Source organism: Pseudomonas donghuensis (assembly GCF_000696345.2).
GTDB classification, from domain to species: domain Bacteria; phylum Pseudomonadota; class Gammaproteobacteria; order Pseudomonadales; family Pseudomonadaceae; genus Aquipseudomonas; species Aquipseudomonas donghuensis.
Genome location: NZ_CP071706.1, coordinates 2407194 through 2421733, shown reverse-complemented (window position 1 = coordinate 2421733; position 14540 = coordinate 2407194). Strand labels below are relative to the sequence as shown.

Annotated in this window: 12 protein-coding genes; 7 read left to right on the top strand and 5 right to left on the bottom strand. The window is 65.0% G+C overall.

Annotation, left to right across the window (positions count from 1 at the left end):
• Positions 1–28 precede the first annotated feature (28 nt).
• Positions 29–1177: a hypothetical protein gene (locus tag BV82_RS11265; RefSeq protein ID WP_036996091.1), complete on the top strand. Its 1149-nt coding sequence runs from the start codon at positions 29–31 to the stop codon at positions 1175–1177.
• 1 nt (position 1178) lies between these two features.
• Here the strand turns inward: BV82_RS11265 and BV82_RS11260 are convergent, their stop codons facing one another.
• On the bottom strand, positions 1179–1808 hold the full coding sequence (locus BV82_RS11260; protein ID WP_036996092.1) for a DUF3885 domain-containing protein: 630 nt from the start codon (positions 1806–1808) through the stop codon (positions 1179–1181).
• A 107-nt stretch (positions 1809–1915) separates the two neighbouring features.
• Between BV82_RS11260 and BV82_RS11255 the strand changes: the two genes are divergently transcribed.
• Positions 1916–2221, top strand: a complete 306-nt coding sequence (locus tag BV82_RS11255; protein ID WP_036996093.1) for a chorismate mutase — start codon at positions 1916–1918, stop codon at positions 2219–2221.
• A gap of 45 nt (positions 2222–2266) precedes the next feature.
• On the opposite strand, the gene BV82_RS11250 is transcribed toward BV82_RS11255, so the two are convergent.
• The 3 genes from BV82_RS11250 to BV82_RS11240 all read right to left on the bottom strand — a co-directional run bounded on the left by BV82_RS11250 (position 2267) and on the right by BV82_RS11240 (position 6613).
• Complete coding sequence (locus BV82_RS11250; protein WP_010225595.1) at positions 2267–4264, bottom strand: peptidase U32 family protein; 1998 nt, start codon at positions 4262–4264, stop codon at positions 2267–2269.
• A gap of 203 nt (positions 4265–4467) precedes the next feature.
• Complete coding sequence (locus BV82_RS11245; RefSeq protein ID WP_010225593.1) at positions 4468–4848, bottom strand: RidA family protein; 381 nt, start codon at positions 4846–4848, stop codon at positions 4468–4470.
• Positions 4849–4900: 52 nt separating this feature from the next.
• Entirely contained in the window at positions 4901–6613 is a 1713-nt protein-coding gene (locus BV82_RS11240) for an amidase (protein WP_036996096.1), read from the bottom strand.
• Between the two features lie 336 nt (positions 6614–6949).
• On the opposite strand from BV82_RS11240, the gene BV82_RS11235 reads away from it, so the two are divergent.
• The 4 genes from BV82_RS11235 to BV82_RS11220 all read left to right on the top strand — a co-directional run bounded on the left by BV82_RS11235 (position 6950) and on the right by BV82_RS11220 (position 11254).
• Positions 6950–8179, top strand: coding sequence for a DUF1444 domain-containing protein (locus BV82_RS11235; protein ID WP_036996097.1), 1230 nt, complete (start codon positions 6950–6952; stop codon positions 8177–8179).
• Between the two features lie 114 nt (positions 8180–8293).
• Positions 8294–9286 carry a GlxA family transcriptional regulator gene (locus tag BV82_RS11230; RefSeq protein WP_010225588.1) on the top strand — a complete coding sequence of 331 codons (993 nt, stop codon included), beginning with the start codon at positions 8294–8296 and terminating at the stop codon, positions 9284–9286.
• Between the two features lie 126 nt (positions 9287–9412).
• The gene (locus BV82_RS11225) at positions 9413–10615 is read left to right on the top strand and encodes an NAD(P)/FAD-dependent oxidoreductase (protein WP_036996098.1); all 1203 of its coding nucleotides are present in this window, start codon (positions 9413–9415) and stop codon (positions 10613–10615) included.
• Positions 10616–10699: 84 nt separating this feature from the next.
• Entirely contained in the window at positions 10700–11254 is a 555-nt protein-coding gene (locus BV82_RS11220; RefSeq protein ID WP_010225586.1) for a UPF0149 family protein, read from the top strand.
• 169 nt (positions 11255–11423) lie between these two features.
• On the opposite strand, the gene katG is transcribed toward BV82_RS11220, so the two are convergent.
• The gene (katG, locus tag BV82_RS11215) at positions 11424–13694 is read right to left on the bottom strand and encodes a catalase/peroxidase HPI (protein WP_036996101.1); all 2271 of its coding nucleotides are present in this window, start codon (positions 13692–13694) and stop codon (positions 11424–11426) included.
• A 204-nt stretch (positions 13695–13898) separates the two neighbouring features.
• Between katG and BV82_RS11210 the strand changes: the two genes are divergently transcribed.
• On the top strand, positions 13899–14540 hold the full coding sequence (locus BV82_RS11210; RefSeq protein ID WP_036996143.1) for a hypothetical protein: 642 nt from the start codon (positions 13899–13901) through the stop codon (positions 14538–14540).

The following is a 14540-nucleotide window of genomic DNA, read 5'->3' as shown; positions in this document are numbered from 1 at the left end:
CCGCGCTTTGACCCTAGAGCTCATGCGCATGGATGCCCTCACCCGCTTCGCCCTCAAGCCGCTTGCTGCGGGTCTCGGTGTGTTCACCCTGGCCGCTTGCAGCCTCATCCCAGCAGGTGGCGAGACCGACCCGCCAGGCGACGGCCACCTGCCCATGCACCAGCGTCAGGCCCCCGACTGGCGAGCCCTGAACCTGGACGCGGATCAGGACTGGCTGCTGATCGACCTAAACAGCCTGCAGCATGAGGGCGGCATTACCTACGCCTGGACCGGCATCCAGCGCCACCGCTATCCAATGCAATACGGCCACGCGGTGATGGCCCTGCACAGCCGCGAGCACCTGGCGTTTTATTGCGAGCGCCAGCTCATCAGCCGGCAAAGCCAGTTCTTCCTCGACAACGACAACCGCGTAGACAGCACCCGACTCAAGTCGCAGCCCTTCAGCGCGTTCTACCGTCAGGCCCCGCTGTACTATCAGCAGTTGTTCAACGCCGCCTGCCAACCGCCGGCCGAGCTTGCGCCGCTCAAAGCCCGTACGCCGTTGCCGCCGCCGTTCCTGCCGCCCAGGGCCAGGCCTGAAGTGCTTGCGGCCATCGCCGCCCTGGAGCTGCCGGCGCCACGCCTGACCCTGCACAGGCTGGACTATCGCTACGAGGCGAAGCTGACCGACGGGAACGCTACCGTCGACAGGCCGCGTCAGGTGTTCTTCAGCAACGACAGCCGCTCCGGCCAGCTGTTACTACAGGCCGTGGACCCGACGATAGCGCAACAGCTGCAACTGAGTTTTCGCGGCCTGTTCGATCTGGCCGCACGCGGTATCGACATCATGACCGGGCAGGAACAGGACGCCAGCGACAGCTTGACCGCGCTGTCATTCAACGGCGCCTGGCAAACCCTGCCCGCCCATGCGCAACTGAGCTACACCATCAGCTATGCCGGGCAAACCGCGAGCATTACACGCACCACCCACTGCCAGGTCGGCAAGGCGCGACCGGCCAGCACCTTGCACTCGGCCCTTCAGGGCAGCGCCAAGCCGTTGACCTGCACCTGGCAGAGCCCACGCGGCAACCGTTGGGTCGAAGGCTACAGCTACCTGAGCGACTATGGCGTGTTCGTCCGTACCCGAGAAGACAACCCGCTGGGCACCTGGCGCTGGAAAATCGAGTCGCTGCAGTGAGTCAATGCAGGACGGTGGCGAAAGTCGCGTCCATGCGCTCGCGGTCGTAGTCCAGCAGCCACGGCTGATGCTGACGGTACAGCAGCGAGAGCACGTCATGGTTGGGGCCCACCACATCCATGCCCCGATCGTCATAGGGCAAGGCCATCAACCGCTGGTTGAGGTTGAACAGGTAGACAGCGCAGCAAGGGTTCGGGCGAATGGTCCCCGGGTTATCGGCCAATGCGCACCAGAGCACCGGTTGCAGCAGCGACAGTGGCGCCTCGAAGGCGAGGTGCAGCCAGTACTCGGGCTGATGCTCTTCGAACCAGTCGTCCGGGTCCAGCCGCTGGCTCCACAGTGAGCGCTGGGCGGGGATGCGAATACCGGCGGCACGCAGATCGCGCAACACGTCGCGATGGGCAAAACCGTTACCGTTGGAGTGCACGCGCAGGCACACCACCATCGATTGCTCGCCGGCAAACAGGTCGCGGCACACCGTGGTTGCCTTGCTGACCGCCAGCAGAAAGCGCTCGAGGGTCCCGGCGCCTTCGGCCAGCTCGAAGCGCAGGCCTTGCGGGTAGCGATAGAACAACGGCCTGGCAAAGGCCAGGCCGCTGAAGATCTGTTGGATTTGCAGTTGTAGAGTCACATTACCTTCCTGGCTGTCGGCCCCACACTTCAGGGGCCAGAGTCCGTTCAGGCATACTACTGGAAATCAACTGGCTACCGCCACGCTGTCTACTGAAAGGAGTTCACATGGACGTACACTGCACCTCGATCGAAGAAGTTCGCCACCACATCGACGGCATCGACCGCGAACTGGTCGCCCTGCTCGCCCGGCGCGGCAACCTGGTCAACCAGGCGGCGGCGTTCAAGAAAACCCACGACGATGTCCGCGCCCCGGCACGGGTCGAGCAGGTGATCGCCAAAGTGCGCGCCCTGGCCGCGGAGTCCGGCGCCTCTGAAGAGGTGGTCGAGCGGGTTTACCGGGCAATGATCGCAGCCTTCATCGATGCAGAACTCAAGGCGCACGCGGCGCTGTCAGTGCAGCCTGCACCTTAGTTACGATCGCGGGGCGACGCTTCGACTTGCCCCGCGATGCCTCACTCAGTGCGGTGCGCGGGGGATGGTCTTGAGCAGGTCTTCAGGGCTGATGTGGCCCACCACCTGCTGCACGCTACCCGGTTGCGGCAGGCCGAGGATGTGGCCTTTCATCTTGCCGATCACGTGCATTTCGCACGGTTTGCAGTCGAACTTCAGGGTCAGCACTTCATCGCCGTGAATCAACTGCATCGGCGCGACCTTGGTGCGCACGCCGGTAACGCCCTTGGCCTGCTTGGGGCACAGGTTGAAGGAGAAACGCAGGCAGTGCTTGGTGATCATCACCGGCACTTCGCCTGGCTCTTCGTGGGCCTCGTAGGCGGCGTCGATCAGCTTGACCCCGTGACGGTGATAGAAGTCGCGGGCCTTCTGGTTGTAGACATTGGCCAGAAACGACAGGTGCGACTCCGGGTACACCGGCGGCGGGCTGGTCTCGGCCTTGCGGCCACCGCGCGGGTGCGCCTGGATGCGCGCGGCGGTCAGCGCTTCGATGACCTCGCGGCGCAGCGCCTTGAGCTGCGAGTTGGGGATGAAATACGCCTGCGGCGCATCAAGCTGAACGTCGGTGGCATGGTACTCGGTGGTACCCAGCTGGCCGAGCAGGTCGCGCAGTTGCTCCAGCGCCTGCTCCGGCTTGTTGGCCAAACCAAACGGACCGTCCAGGGCGACGCTGGCGCTGATGCCCTCCTCGCTGGTGGCGGTCAGCGCCAGGCGCTGCTCGCTCAACTGCGCAACCCAGGCCAGGCCGATACGGCGCTCGGCCGAGGTCTTCTGCAGGGCCTGCTGCCAGTTGTGGTCGAGGTTGCGGCTCAGCGGGTGATTCGGCCGCAACTGGTGCAGGCCCTTGGGCATCTCGTTGGGCTCAACACGGTAGCGGTAGCGCTTCTCGCCTTCTTCATCGAACTCGCCCTTGGGCTCGGCGATGTTGGCGCGAAAACCCACCACTTCGCGCTTGACCAGCACATTGAGGCCGTCGCCGTTGGACAGTGGCTCATGGGTGACCACCTGCAGGTCACGCTTGCCGACTTTTTCAACCACGCCCACCGGCAGGCCGGTGAAGGTCGGCGAGTCGAAGGCGCCGATGTCGATCTTGCGCTCGCTGACAAAGTAATCGGTGCTGCCGCGGTGGAAGGTCTTGTCCGGGTCGGGCAGGAAGAAGTGCGCGGTACGCCCGCTGGAGGCGCGGGCGAGGTCCGGGCGGTCTTCGAGCACGGCGTCCAGACGCTGGCGGTAGTAGGCGGTGATGTTCTTCACATAGCCCATGTCCTTGTAGCGCCCTTCGATCTTGAACGAGCGCACACCGGCCTCGACCAGGGCACGGATGTTGGCGCTCTGGTTGTTGTCCTTCATCGACAGCAGGTGCTTCTCGTAGGCGATCACCCCGCCCTTCTCGTCTTTAAGGGTGTACGGCAGGCGGCAGGCCTGGGAGCAGTCGCCACGGTTGGCACTGCGGCCGGTCTGGGCGTGGGAGATGTTGCACTGGCCGGAGAAGGCCACGCACAACGCGCCGTGAATGAAGAACTCGATCGCCGCGTCGGTTTCGTCGGCGATGGCACGGATTTCCTGCAGGTTCAGCTCACGGGCCAACACCAGCTGGGAAAAGCCGGCCTGGTCGAGGAACTTGGCCCGGGCCAGGGTGCGGATGTCGGTCTGGGTGCTGGCGTGCAGCTCGATCGGCGGGATGTCCAGTTCCATCACCCCCAGGTCCTGGACGATCAGCGCGTCGACGCCGGCATCGTACAGTTCGTGGATCAGCTTGCGCGCCGGCTCCAGCTCGTTGTCGTGGAGGATGGTGTTGATGGTGGTGAACACCCGGGCGTGGTAGCGATGGGCGAATTCCACCAACTGGGCGATATCGCTGACGTCGTTGCAGGCGTTGTGGCGAGCGCCGAAGCTCGGGCCGCCGAGGTACACGGCGTCGGCGCCATGCAAAATGGCCTCGCGGGCGATGGCGACATCGCGGGCGGGGCTGAGCAATTCCAGGTGATGCTTGGGCAGGGACATGTTTTTTAGTCAGGCTGTCACGGTCGAGGCGCGCATTGTAGCGGCGAAACGCCCGATCGGCACCCGTAGCCTGCCCGGTGGCCTGTGTAGGTCTATCGCTGGCAAGCCAGCTCCCACAGGTTCGGCGCTGTTCCCAGGATTAGCGCAAGACCTGTAGGAGCGGGCTTGACCCGCGATGAGGCCAGCCCAGCCACCGCAACAACTCAGGCCTTGGCCGCCATCGCCGTTACTTCCACACGCATGCCTTCCACCGCCAGCGAGGCCACGCCGACGGCGGCGCGTACCGGCCAGGGCTTGGCGAAGAAGCGCTGGTACACCTCGTTGAAAGCAGCACGCTCGGCCATGTCGGTAAGGTAGATGGTCAGGTGCAGGACCCGGTCCATGGAGCTGCCGGCACGCTCCAGGGCGACCTTGAGCGCTTGCAGGGTGCACTCGCTCTGGGCAGTGATATCGCCCAGTTCCAGGCTGCCGTCGGCACGGGTAGGGATCTGGGTCGAGACCAGGATGCCAGCGAAACCGGCAACGTCGGAAGAGATCGACTCGGCGTCCGGATCGGGGATGAAACTGATGTCTTGGTTAGCCATGGATATCTCGTGTCTGGGGAACTAAAAAAGGGCGGTCACCCGCCCCTTTTGCTTACTTGCCGCTGGCCAGCGCTGGCGTGCGCGGAGGCACCAGGCGCTTGGACCCGGTCGACTCAAACGCCGCCGCCAGGCGCAGCAACGACGAATCGTCGTAGGCGCGGCCGGCAAAGGTCAAGCCCACCGGCATGCCGATATCGGCCATCACGCCCATCGACACGGTCACCGTCGGCACGCCCAGGTGACGGATCGCCAGGTTGCCGTTGGCCACCCACACGCCGTTGCTCCAGGCAATGTCGGCGGACGCCGGGTCGACATCGGCGTTGGCCGGGCCAACGTCGGCGACGGTCGGGAAGATCACCACGTCGAGCTTGAGTGCATCCATCCAGTCTTCAAGGTCAATGCGCCGGGTCTGTTCCAGGCCGCGCAAGCCATCCGGCACGGTGCTGATCTGGTCCCACGGGGTGATGCCGCGCTCGGCCATGCGCACATATTCGTCCATGCCGGCCGCCAGGTCGCCTTCGCGGTTGGGCAGCGTGCCCGGATCATGCGGGAAAATCTTCGGCCCGTCGACGTCGACCAGGCGGTTGAGTTTGGGGTCGCCGTTGGCCTGGAGGAAATCATCGAAGGCCCAGGCGGTCAGGTCCCATAGTTCATGGTGGAGGAACTCCTTGGACACCAGACCGCGGTTGAACACGGTCGGCGCGCCCGGGCGGTCGCCCTCGCAGTTGGACACCAGCGGGAAGTCGACTTCGATCACTTCGGCACCGGCCGCTTCCAGCGCCTTGCGCGCCTGCTCCCACAAGGCGATCACCGACGGCCGGGTGTTGATCCGCTGCCCGGTCGGGCCACCGATGCCGGGGGCTTCGCTGGTGCCGGCTTCAGGGTCGGCGTTGATGTACATGCGCGGCACGCCGAAACGCTTGCCCTTGAGCGCGCTGGCATCGGCCGCAAGCTCGTGGTAGGACGCCGGGCGCACCGAGTCGACGCTCGGGATCGGTACCCAAGGCTGCAGGCGCCACAGGTCGCCGCGTTTGTCCGGGTCCTCGGCGACGACGATGTCGAGCACTTCCAGCAGGTCGGCCATGGTCCGGGCAAAGGGCACCACCACGTCCATGGTCGGCGTCAGCGGCCAGTTGCCGCGCACCGAGATCACCCCGCGCGACGGCGTGTAGGCACACAGGCCGTTGTTCGAGGCCGGGCCGCGGCCGCTCGACCAGGTTTCTTCCGCCAGGCCGAAAGCCGCGAAGCTTGCGGCGGTGGCGGTACCGGCACCGTTGGATGAGCCCGAGGCAAAGGGTGCCGTCAGGTAGTCGGCGTTGTACGGGCTTTCGGCGCGGCCGTAGGCCCCGCGCTGCATGCCGCCGTTAGCCATCGGCGGCATGTTGGTCTTGCCCAGGCAGATGGCGCCGGCAGCGCGCAGGCGTTCAATGGTGAAGGCGTCGCGATAGGCCACCAGGTCAGCGAAGGCCGGGCTGCCGGAGGCGGCGGTCAGGCCCTTGACCAGGTAGCTGTCCTTGGCGGTGTAAGGGATGCCGTCGAGCGGGCCGAGGGCCTGGCCCTTGGCGCGGCGCGCATCGGAAGCCTGCGCTTCGCTCAATGCTTCGGGGTTACGCACCACCACGGCGTTGAGCTTGGTGGCAGTGTTCGGGCCGTCGTACGCGTCGATGCGCGCCTGGTAGGCTTTAACCAGTTCAACCGCGGTGGTCTGGCCGGACTCGAGCGCAGCGCGCAGCTGGGCAATGGAAACCTCTGTGACTTCGATCATGCTGCTACCGCCGACTGTTGATGGCTGACTGGGTGAAGGCTTCCATCACAAGGGGTCTGGAACACAGGGACTTCACGGGTTTCAAGATGGGTTCTCATAGCTGTTCTCATTGCACGGCATGACGCTGCAGGGTCTGGACGAATTACCTGAGCGGCCTATTTAGCACCAAAAATGCCCACAGAGGAACGGGTGGCCAGCGGGCAGCGGTGCATTCAGCCGCATGCGGGGTTGCAAAATCGGGCTGAGCCCCAGCTCCGGCGCCAGCCTCGATTCAGCTTTACCCTTCCCGACGCCACGAGCATCATGCGCAGTTCGCGTTCACGGAGGACTTCGCACATGTTCAGGGCACTTTTCGACACGCTGTTCAGACGCACACCTACAGAGGAAGGGTTTGCCCGGACCTTCATCAAGGCCGCCCGTGCCAGCGGCTATGCCGAGCCCCTGGACTACCTGGCCGACGAATTTCGCCTGCGCTACGGCGACAGCGGCTATTTCAACCTGCACAACGCCTACCGCGACTACCTGAACGCCGACAAGTCGCGCAAAGCCGATGTGCTCGCCAGTTACCTGCGCGCCTTGATCGACACCCGCAACAGCACAGCGCCACAACCGCTGGAGCAGGTGCGCCCGCTACTGAGGCCGGTGATCCGCAACCTGGCGATGCTCGAAGAGATCCGCCTGCACCATGTGCGCAGCGAGGGCTGGGACTCGCCCTGCCCGCTGGCCTGGCAGCCGTTCTCGGAGGATTGCGTCACCTTGCTGGCGGTGGACTACCCCGACACCACCTCGACCCAGACCATGGGCCCGCAACAGGACTGGGGCATCACCCTTGAGCAGGCACTGGCAATCGCCCTCGACAACCTGCGCGACGCCAGCCCCGATGCCTTCGAACAGATCCTCCCGGGGTTGTACCAGGGCGCCTGGCAGGACGGCTACGACACCAGCCGGGTGCTGCTGCCCGACGTGCTGCAGCGCGTGCCGGTATTGGGGCAGCCAGTGTTCATGATGCCCAGCCGCGATGTGCTGATGGTCACCGGTGACAAGGACGCCGAAGGCCTGCGGCAGATGGTCGAGCTGTGCTTCCATGCCCTGGAAAACGGCCGCGCGCAGTCCAGCCGGATCTACACCTACCAGGACCGCCGGATCGTTCCCTTCCAGGTGCAGGACGGGCACCTGCAAGCGCGCCTGGGCGACCTGCAGCGCTTGTTGCACCACGGCCTCTATAGCACGCAAAAAGAGTTTCTCGACAAGATCCACGAAGCCCACCCCGAGGACATCTTCGTCGCCACCCACAGGCTCTACAGCGATGCCGACAACCCCGGCAGCAGCTTCTCGATAGCGGCCTGGACCGAGGGCGTGTTCACTTCACTGCCGAAAACCGACCGGGTGATCCTGGTCCAGCCTCAGGCCGATGGTTCGGCACAGACCCGGATGGTTGCCTGGCACGAGGTCGAGTCGCTGCTGGGCGAGCTGCTGAGCAAAGACGGCGAGCTCTACCCGCCACGCTTTCGCACCCTCGGCTTTCCCAGCGCCGAGCAGTTGAGCCAGTTGACGCCCATGGACTGACCCCGCGGCCTGCTCGCGCCCTTGACGCTGCACATCAGCCGCTCAGGCAGACGTGCGCCGCCCGGCGTTCTGGTAAAATTTGCCAACCGCTATCCACCACCAAGAACCACAGCGATGAAGCCCCTGAACCCGCCCCGCCACATTGCGTTCGTCGCCTACCCACAGATGGGCCTGCTCGACCTGACCGGTGCGCAAACGGTGTTCTGGGCGGCGTCCAGGGTCATGCAGGCGCGCGGTCTGCCCGGTTACCAACTGCATACCGCAAGCCTGGAAGGCGGCCTGGTACCCAGTGCCGAGGGCCTGGCCGTGGATACCTCGCGCCTGGAGCAACTGGCCGCCGTGGCCATCGACACCTTTATCGTCCCCGGCGCCCCGGCAATCTGCCAGACCCTGGACGACTACAGCACCCTCACCGACTGGCTGCACGCCAATGCCGCGCGGGGCCGGCGTATCGCCTCGGTGTGCAGCGGGGCCTTTCTGCTGGCCAAGGCCGGCCTGCTCGACGGACGCCGCGCCGCCACCCACTGGGCCATGTGCGACACCCTCAAGCAGGCATTCCCGGCCATCGAGGTGGATGCCGATGCGATCTTCATCCAGCAGGGTACGGTATGGACGTCGGCCGGGGTCAGTGCCGGCATCGACCTGGCCCTGGCCCTGGTAGAGGCCGACTGCGGTCGCGAGGTCAGCATGGCCGTAGCCCGCGAACTGGTGGTGTACCTCAAGCGCCCGGGCGGCCAGGCCCAGTACAGCACTCTGCTGCAGTCACAAAGCCGGGACGCCGCAGCGTTTGAGCACCTGCACCTGTGGCTGAGCGAAAACCTCGGCGACCCGCGCCTGAACGTCGAGCGCCTGGCCCAACAAGCGTGCATGAGCCCGCGTAACTTCACCCGCATGTACAAGCTCAAGACCGGCCGTACGCCGTCCAAGGCCATCGAACTGTTCCGCCTGGAAGCTGCCCGGCGGCTGCTGGAAAGCTCGACCGGCAACATCGAGCAGGTCGCCCGCCAGTGTGGTTTTGCCGACGAGGAGCGGATGCGCAGCACCTTCCAGCGCCACCTGTCGATCTCGCCGCGCGACTACCGCAGCCGCTTCAGCGGCACCGCCTGACCCGCCTGGCCGAAACTCAGGGGTATTTGGCCTGGGGCCGCCGCCGCCCTGCCCTTACGATTGCGCCATCGGCAGTCAGCCGTAGCGGTTGATGCCCCGTGGTCATTCGTCGTCAGGAGCTCTCCCATGCAACAGCACATTCTGGTTATCGGCGCAGGTTTTGCCGGCGTCTGGAGCGCCTTGAGCGCGGCGCGGCAGTTGGACCTGCATGACCGTCAGGACGTCACCATCTCGGTACTCGCCCCGCAGGCCGAGTTGCGCATGCGTCCTCGCTTCTACGAGGCCGACGCGCATACGCTGTTTGCCCCCTTGGGCGCGTTGTTCGAGGCGGTGGGCGTGCGCTTTGTCAAAGGCTCGGCAATGGCTATCGATGCCCAGGCGAAAACCGTCGGCTACCACAACGAAACCGGCACCTTGCAGCAACTGCGCTACGACCGCCTGGTCCTGGCGGCGGGCAGCCAACTGATGCGCCCGAACCTGGCCGGTATGCACCAGTACGCCTTCGATGTCGATGAACTCGAATCGGCAGTGCGCCTTGAGCAGCACCTCAATAGCCTCAAGTCCCGACCCTTGAGCCTTGCGCGCAATACCGTGGTGGTCGCCGGCGGCGGCTTTACCGGCATCGAAACCGCCACCGAAATGCCTGCGCGTTTGCGAGCGGTCCTGGGGGATGACAGCGAAGTGCGGGTGATCATTGTCGACCGCGCCAGCAAGGTGGCCGCAGCCATGGGCGAGGCCATCGCCCCGGCGATTGTCGAGGCCAGCGAGCAGCTGGGCGTCGAGTGGCTGCTCGGTGCTACGGTGGAGTCGGTCGACGCCCAGGGCGTGACCCTCGCCGATGGCCGGCGGATCGACGCCAGCACGGTGATCTGGACCGTCGGTTTTCGCGCCAACCCGCTGACCGAGCAGGTGCCCGGCGAGCGTAACGGCCAGGGGCGCCTGCAGGTCGATGCCAACCTCAAGGTCATCGGCCAGGAGCATATCTATGCCGCAGGCGATGTCGCCTACGCCGCCACCGATGAGCTGGGCAACTACTCGCTGATGTCCTGCCAGCACGCCATCGCCCTCGGCCGCCACGCCGGCAACAATGTCGCCGCCGACCTGCTCGGGGTTGCACCGCTGGCCTACCGCCAGCCCAAGTACGTGACTTGCCTGGACCTCGGGGCCTGGGGTGCGGTGTTCACCGAGGGTTGGGACCGTCAGCTAAAGTTGCTGAAGGCAGAAGCCAAGGCTCTCAAGGCCCAGATCAACACCGTGTGGATCTACCCACCGGCTGCGGATCGCAGCGCCGCCCTGGCCGCCGCCGACCCGCTGATTCCGGTGGCCTGACGTGCGGGGGGCTGGATAAAAACAGCACAAAGCGCCATCCTCCCCGCCTTTTGCCCGCGCGCCTGACCGGCCAAGGAGTTACCCATGCACGACCAGCCACTCGCTGCCGCCGATTTCGAGTTCCTCGAAGCCACCTTGCAGAGGTACGGCGATGACCATTCGGTGCTCAACGCCTCGGAGCTCGACGGTTATTTCACCGCGCTGGTTTCGAGCCCGGTGCAGGTGGACATCAGCGAGTGGTTCCCGGCCATCTGGGGTGGGCAGAACCCGGAATGGCAAAGCGCGCAGGAGTGCCAGCGCTTTGTCGAGCTGTGTGCCCGTCATTTGAACAGCCTGGCGACCCAGCTGGTTGAGGCGCCACAGGCGTTTGCGCCTCGTCTGGAGCAGACTGAACACCTGGGCCAGCCACTGCCACTGGCGGAGGAATGGTGCTTTGGTTACCTGCGCGGCATGGCCATCGCCAACTGGCCTGCGCTACCGGCGCCACAAGCGCAGGCGTTGCAGGTGATTACCGGATGGGCCGAGCAGGATGAATTCGAGCTGCCGGCGGATCTGGACGTGACCTTGCACCGTCAGCGGGTAGTGGCGATTGCCCCGGCGGCGCGGGCGTTGCATGACTACTGGTTGGCGCAGCGCTAGAACGCTTGTGCCTGTGTCGCCTGGATTGCGACCTCTGTGGGAGCTGGCTTGCCAGCGATGAGGCCCGGACAGCCAGCACATCGGGTGGTGTCTGGATTACGATCGCGGGCAAGTCCCGCTCCTACAGGTTTGGCGCTATACCTGTGGGAGCGGTGCCCCCCGCCTCAACTCACTTGAGGTCAAACCGATCCAGGTTCATCACTTTCGTCCACGCAGCAACGAAATCCGTGACGAACTGCTCCTTGGCGTCGGCACTGGCATAGAACTCCGACAGCGCCCGCAGTTGCGAGTTGGAACCAAACACCAGGTCAACCCGGGTGCCGGTCCACTTCAACGCGCCGGTCTTGCGATCGCGCCCTTCGAACGCGTCGTTGGCCGCCGACACCGGCTTCCATTCCACGCCCATGTCCAGCAGGTTGACGAAGAAGTCATTGCTCAGCGTGCCCGGCTGCTGGGTGAAGACGCCGTGTTTGCTCTGCCCATCGTTGACCCCCAACACCCGCAGGCCGCCCACCAGCACAGTCATTTCCGGCGCGCTCAGGGTCAGCAGTTGCGCCTTGTCGATCAGCAAGGCCTCGGCCGGTACCCGGTAGCTGTTCTTCAGGTAGTTGCGAAAACCATCGGCATTGGGCTCAAGAAAGCCGAACGATTCGACGTCGGTCTGCTCCTGCGAGGCGTCCATGCGTCCCGGGGTAAACGGCACGCTGATGTTGACCCCGGCGTTTTTCGCCGCCTGCTCGACCGCCGCACTGCCCGCCAGCACGATCAGGTCGGCCAGGGAGACTTTCTTGCCGCCGCCCTGGGCACTGTTGAAGTCGCTCTGGATGGTTTCCAGGGTGCTCAGTACCTTGGCCAGTTGCTCGGGCTGGTTGGCCTGCCAGAACTTCTGCGGCGCCAGGCGCAGGCGCCCGCCGTTGGCACCACCACGCTTGTCGGAGCCACGGAAGGTCGACGCTGCCGCCCAGGCCGTGGACACCAACTCGGCCACCGAAAGCCCCGAGGCCAGCAGCTTGGCCTTCAGTGCGCTGACATCGCTGTCATCGACCAGGGCATGGTCGACCTCGGGGATCGGGTCTTGCCACAGCAGCTCCTCGTTAGGCATTTCCGGGCCCAGGTAACGCGACAGTGGGCCCATGTCGCGGTGGATCAACTTGTACCAGGCACGGGCGAAGGCATCGCTCAACTGCTCGGGGTTTGCCAGGAAGCGCCGGGCGATTTTCTCGTAGATCGGGTCGAAGCGCAGCGACAGGTCGGTGGTCAGCATGGTCGGGTTGCGCCGCTTGGACGGGTCATGGGCATCGGGAATGATCCCGGCCCCCGCGCCGTTCTTGGGCGTCCACTGGTTGGCCCCGGCCGGGCTCTTGGTCAGTTCCCATTCGAAGCCGAAGAGGTTCTCCAGGTAGTTGTTGCTCCAGCGCGTTGGCGTGGTGGTCCAGGTCACTTCCAGGCCGCTGGTGATGGTGTCGGCGCCCTTGCCGGAGCCAAAGCTGTTGCGCCAGCCCAGGCCCTGCTCTTCAAGGCCGGCGGCTTCCGGTTCCGGGCCGACGTTATCGGCAGGGCCGGCGCCGTGGGTTTTGCCGAAGGCATGGCCGCCGGCAATCAGGGCCACGGTTTCTTCATCGTTCATGGCCATGCGCGCGAAGGTTTCGCGGATGTCCTTGGCGGCGGCGACCGGGTCGGGGTTGCCTTCCGGACCTTCCGGGTTGACATAGATCAGGCCCATCTGCACCGCGGCCAGCGGGTTTTCCAGATTGCGGCCCTGGTCGGTGCGGCTTTCTTCGTTGCCGTGCTGCTCGGGCTCGGCTACCAGGGTGCCTTCGCCGGGCTCCTGCATTGGCTGCGGGCCCTTGCCGTAGCGGGTATCGCCGCCCAGCCACTTGTTTTCCGAGCCCCAGTAGACGTCTTCATCCGGCTCCCAGACATCCGGGCGGCCACCGGAAAAACCGAAGGTTTTGAAGCCCATGGACTCCAGCGCCACATTGCCGGTAAGTACGATCAGGTCGGCCCAGGAGATGCTCCGCCCATATTTCTGCTTGATCGGCCACAGCAGCCGCCGGGCCTTGTCCAGGCTGACGTTGTCAGGCCAGCTGTTGAGCGGGGCGAAGCGTTGCTGGCCGGAGCCCGCGCCGCCACGGCCGTCACCGGTGCGGTAGGTACCGGCGCTGTGCCAGGCCATGCGGATGAACAGCGGCCCGTAATGGCCAAAATCCGCTGGCCACCAGTCCTGGGAATCGGTCATCAGCGCATGCAGGTCTTGTTTGAGGGCTTGAAAGTCCAGGCTTTTGAAGGCTTCGGCATAGTTGAAGGCATCGCCTTGGGGATCGGACTGCGGCGAGTGCTGGTGGAGGATCGTCAGGTTCAGTTGGTTCGGCCACCAGTCACGGTTCGTCGGACCACCGCCAGCGGCTTGACTGAACGGGCATTTCGATTCAGTAGACATGGGTGAGCTACCTTTGTATCCAGCGTTTTAGTTATCTCCACATCAGGTCCGGCCGGCACATGCCAGCACATCTTCAAGGCTAGTCCCGCCCCCGGTAGTCAGCAAATAGACGCAGTGTTACCCGTCGATAGCCATAATCTCTTATACCAACCCCAGGGACGGAGCAGATCGTAGGTGTAGCCGCCTCCCCCTGAGGTCATGATCATGAACAGCCGTGCGCGTCGCACCGCCTTCCACGAAGCAGGCCATGCCCTGGCCTTCTGGTGGAACGGCCTGGCGATCAAGCGGGTGACAGTGCGCACCCGCGCCGAAGCGCTGATCGGACCGATGGTTGATTTGCGTGGCAACCTGCAAGCGGTCAAGGGCCTGGTCGAGGCCGACTACCTGGTGCCATTGCCTGCCTTCGAGCCCCCGGGGATCGCCGAGTATCTGCCATCGATGATCGAGCTGATCGAACGCGATCTGCTCAACTGCTTTGCCGGGCCGGTGGCCGAAGCGGTCTATCGGCATTGCGCCGTTGATCGTTTCCTCACCACCAGCGGTGCCGGCGACCTGCGCCGGGCCCATGAACTGATCGCCCTGCTGCCCGCGCGCAAGTTGCTGGATGCCGAGCCGGTGGCGCTGGTGCGTTGTCACTGCCTGGTGCGACGTTACTGGCCGGCATTGCGCGCGCTGGCCGAGCAGCTGCGCGAGCGCGGAGCGCTGGATGGCGACACGCTGATCGCGCTGCTTTGCCAGTTGACCGGCGAGACGCCACAACGGCTCAGCAATCCGCTGACACCCCTGGATCAGCCATCACGCAGCGGTAGGAGCAGCGGCGCGACGCCTCGACTTGCCCGGCAATAA

Bases quoted from the DNA above. Each gene is read 5' to 3' on its own strand.
- BV82_RS11265 (WP_036996091.1), top strand. From the start codon at position 29: ATGGATGCCCTCACCCGCTTCGCCCTCAAGCCGCTTGCTGCGGGTCTC.
- BV82_RS11255 (WP_036996093.1), top strand. From the start codon at position 1,916: ATGGACGTACACTGCACCTCGATCGAAGAAGTTCGCCACCACATCGAC.
- BV82_RS11250 (WP_010225595.1), bottom strand. From the start codon at position 4,264: ATGTCCCTGCCCAAGCATCACCTGGAATTGCTCAGCCCCGCCCGCGAT.
- BV82_RS11245 (WP_010225593.1), bottom strand. From the start codon at position 4,848: ATGGCTAACCAAGACATCAGTTTCATCCCCGATCCGGACGCCGAGTCG.
- BV82_RS11240 (WP_036996096.1), bottom strand. From the start codon at position 6,613: ATGATCGAAGTCACAGAGGTTTCCATTGCCCAGCTGCGCGCTGCGCTC.
- BV82_RS11235 (WP_036996097.1), top strand. From the start codon at position 6,950: ATGTTCAGGGCACTTTTCGACACGCTGTTCAGACGCACACCTACAGAG.
- BV82_RS11230 (WP_010225588.1), top strand. From the start codon at position 8,294: ATGAAGCCCCTGAACCCGCCCCGCCACATTGCGTTCGTCGCCTACCCA.
- BV82_RS11225 (WP_036996098.1), top strand. From the start codon at position 9,413: ATGCAACAGCACATTCTGGTTATCGGCGCAGGTTTTGCCGGCGTCTGG.
- BV82_RS11220 (WP_010225586.1), top strand. From the start codon at position 10,700: ATGCACGACCAGCCACTCGCTGCCGCCGATTTCGAGTTCCTCGAAGCC.
- katG (WP_036996101.1), bottom strand. From the start codon at position 13,694: ATGTCTACTGAATCGAAATGCCCGTTCAGTCAAGCCGCTGGCGGTGGT.
- BV82_RS11210 (WP_036996143.1), top strand. From the start codon at position 13,899: ATGAACAGCCGTGCGCGTCGCACCGCCTTCCACGAAGCAGGCCATGCC.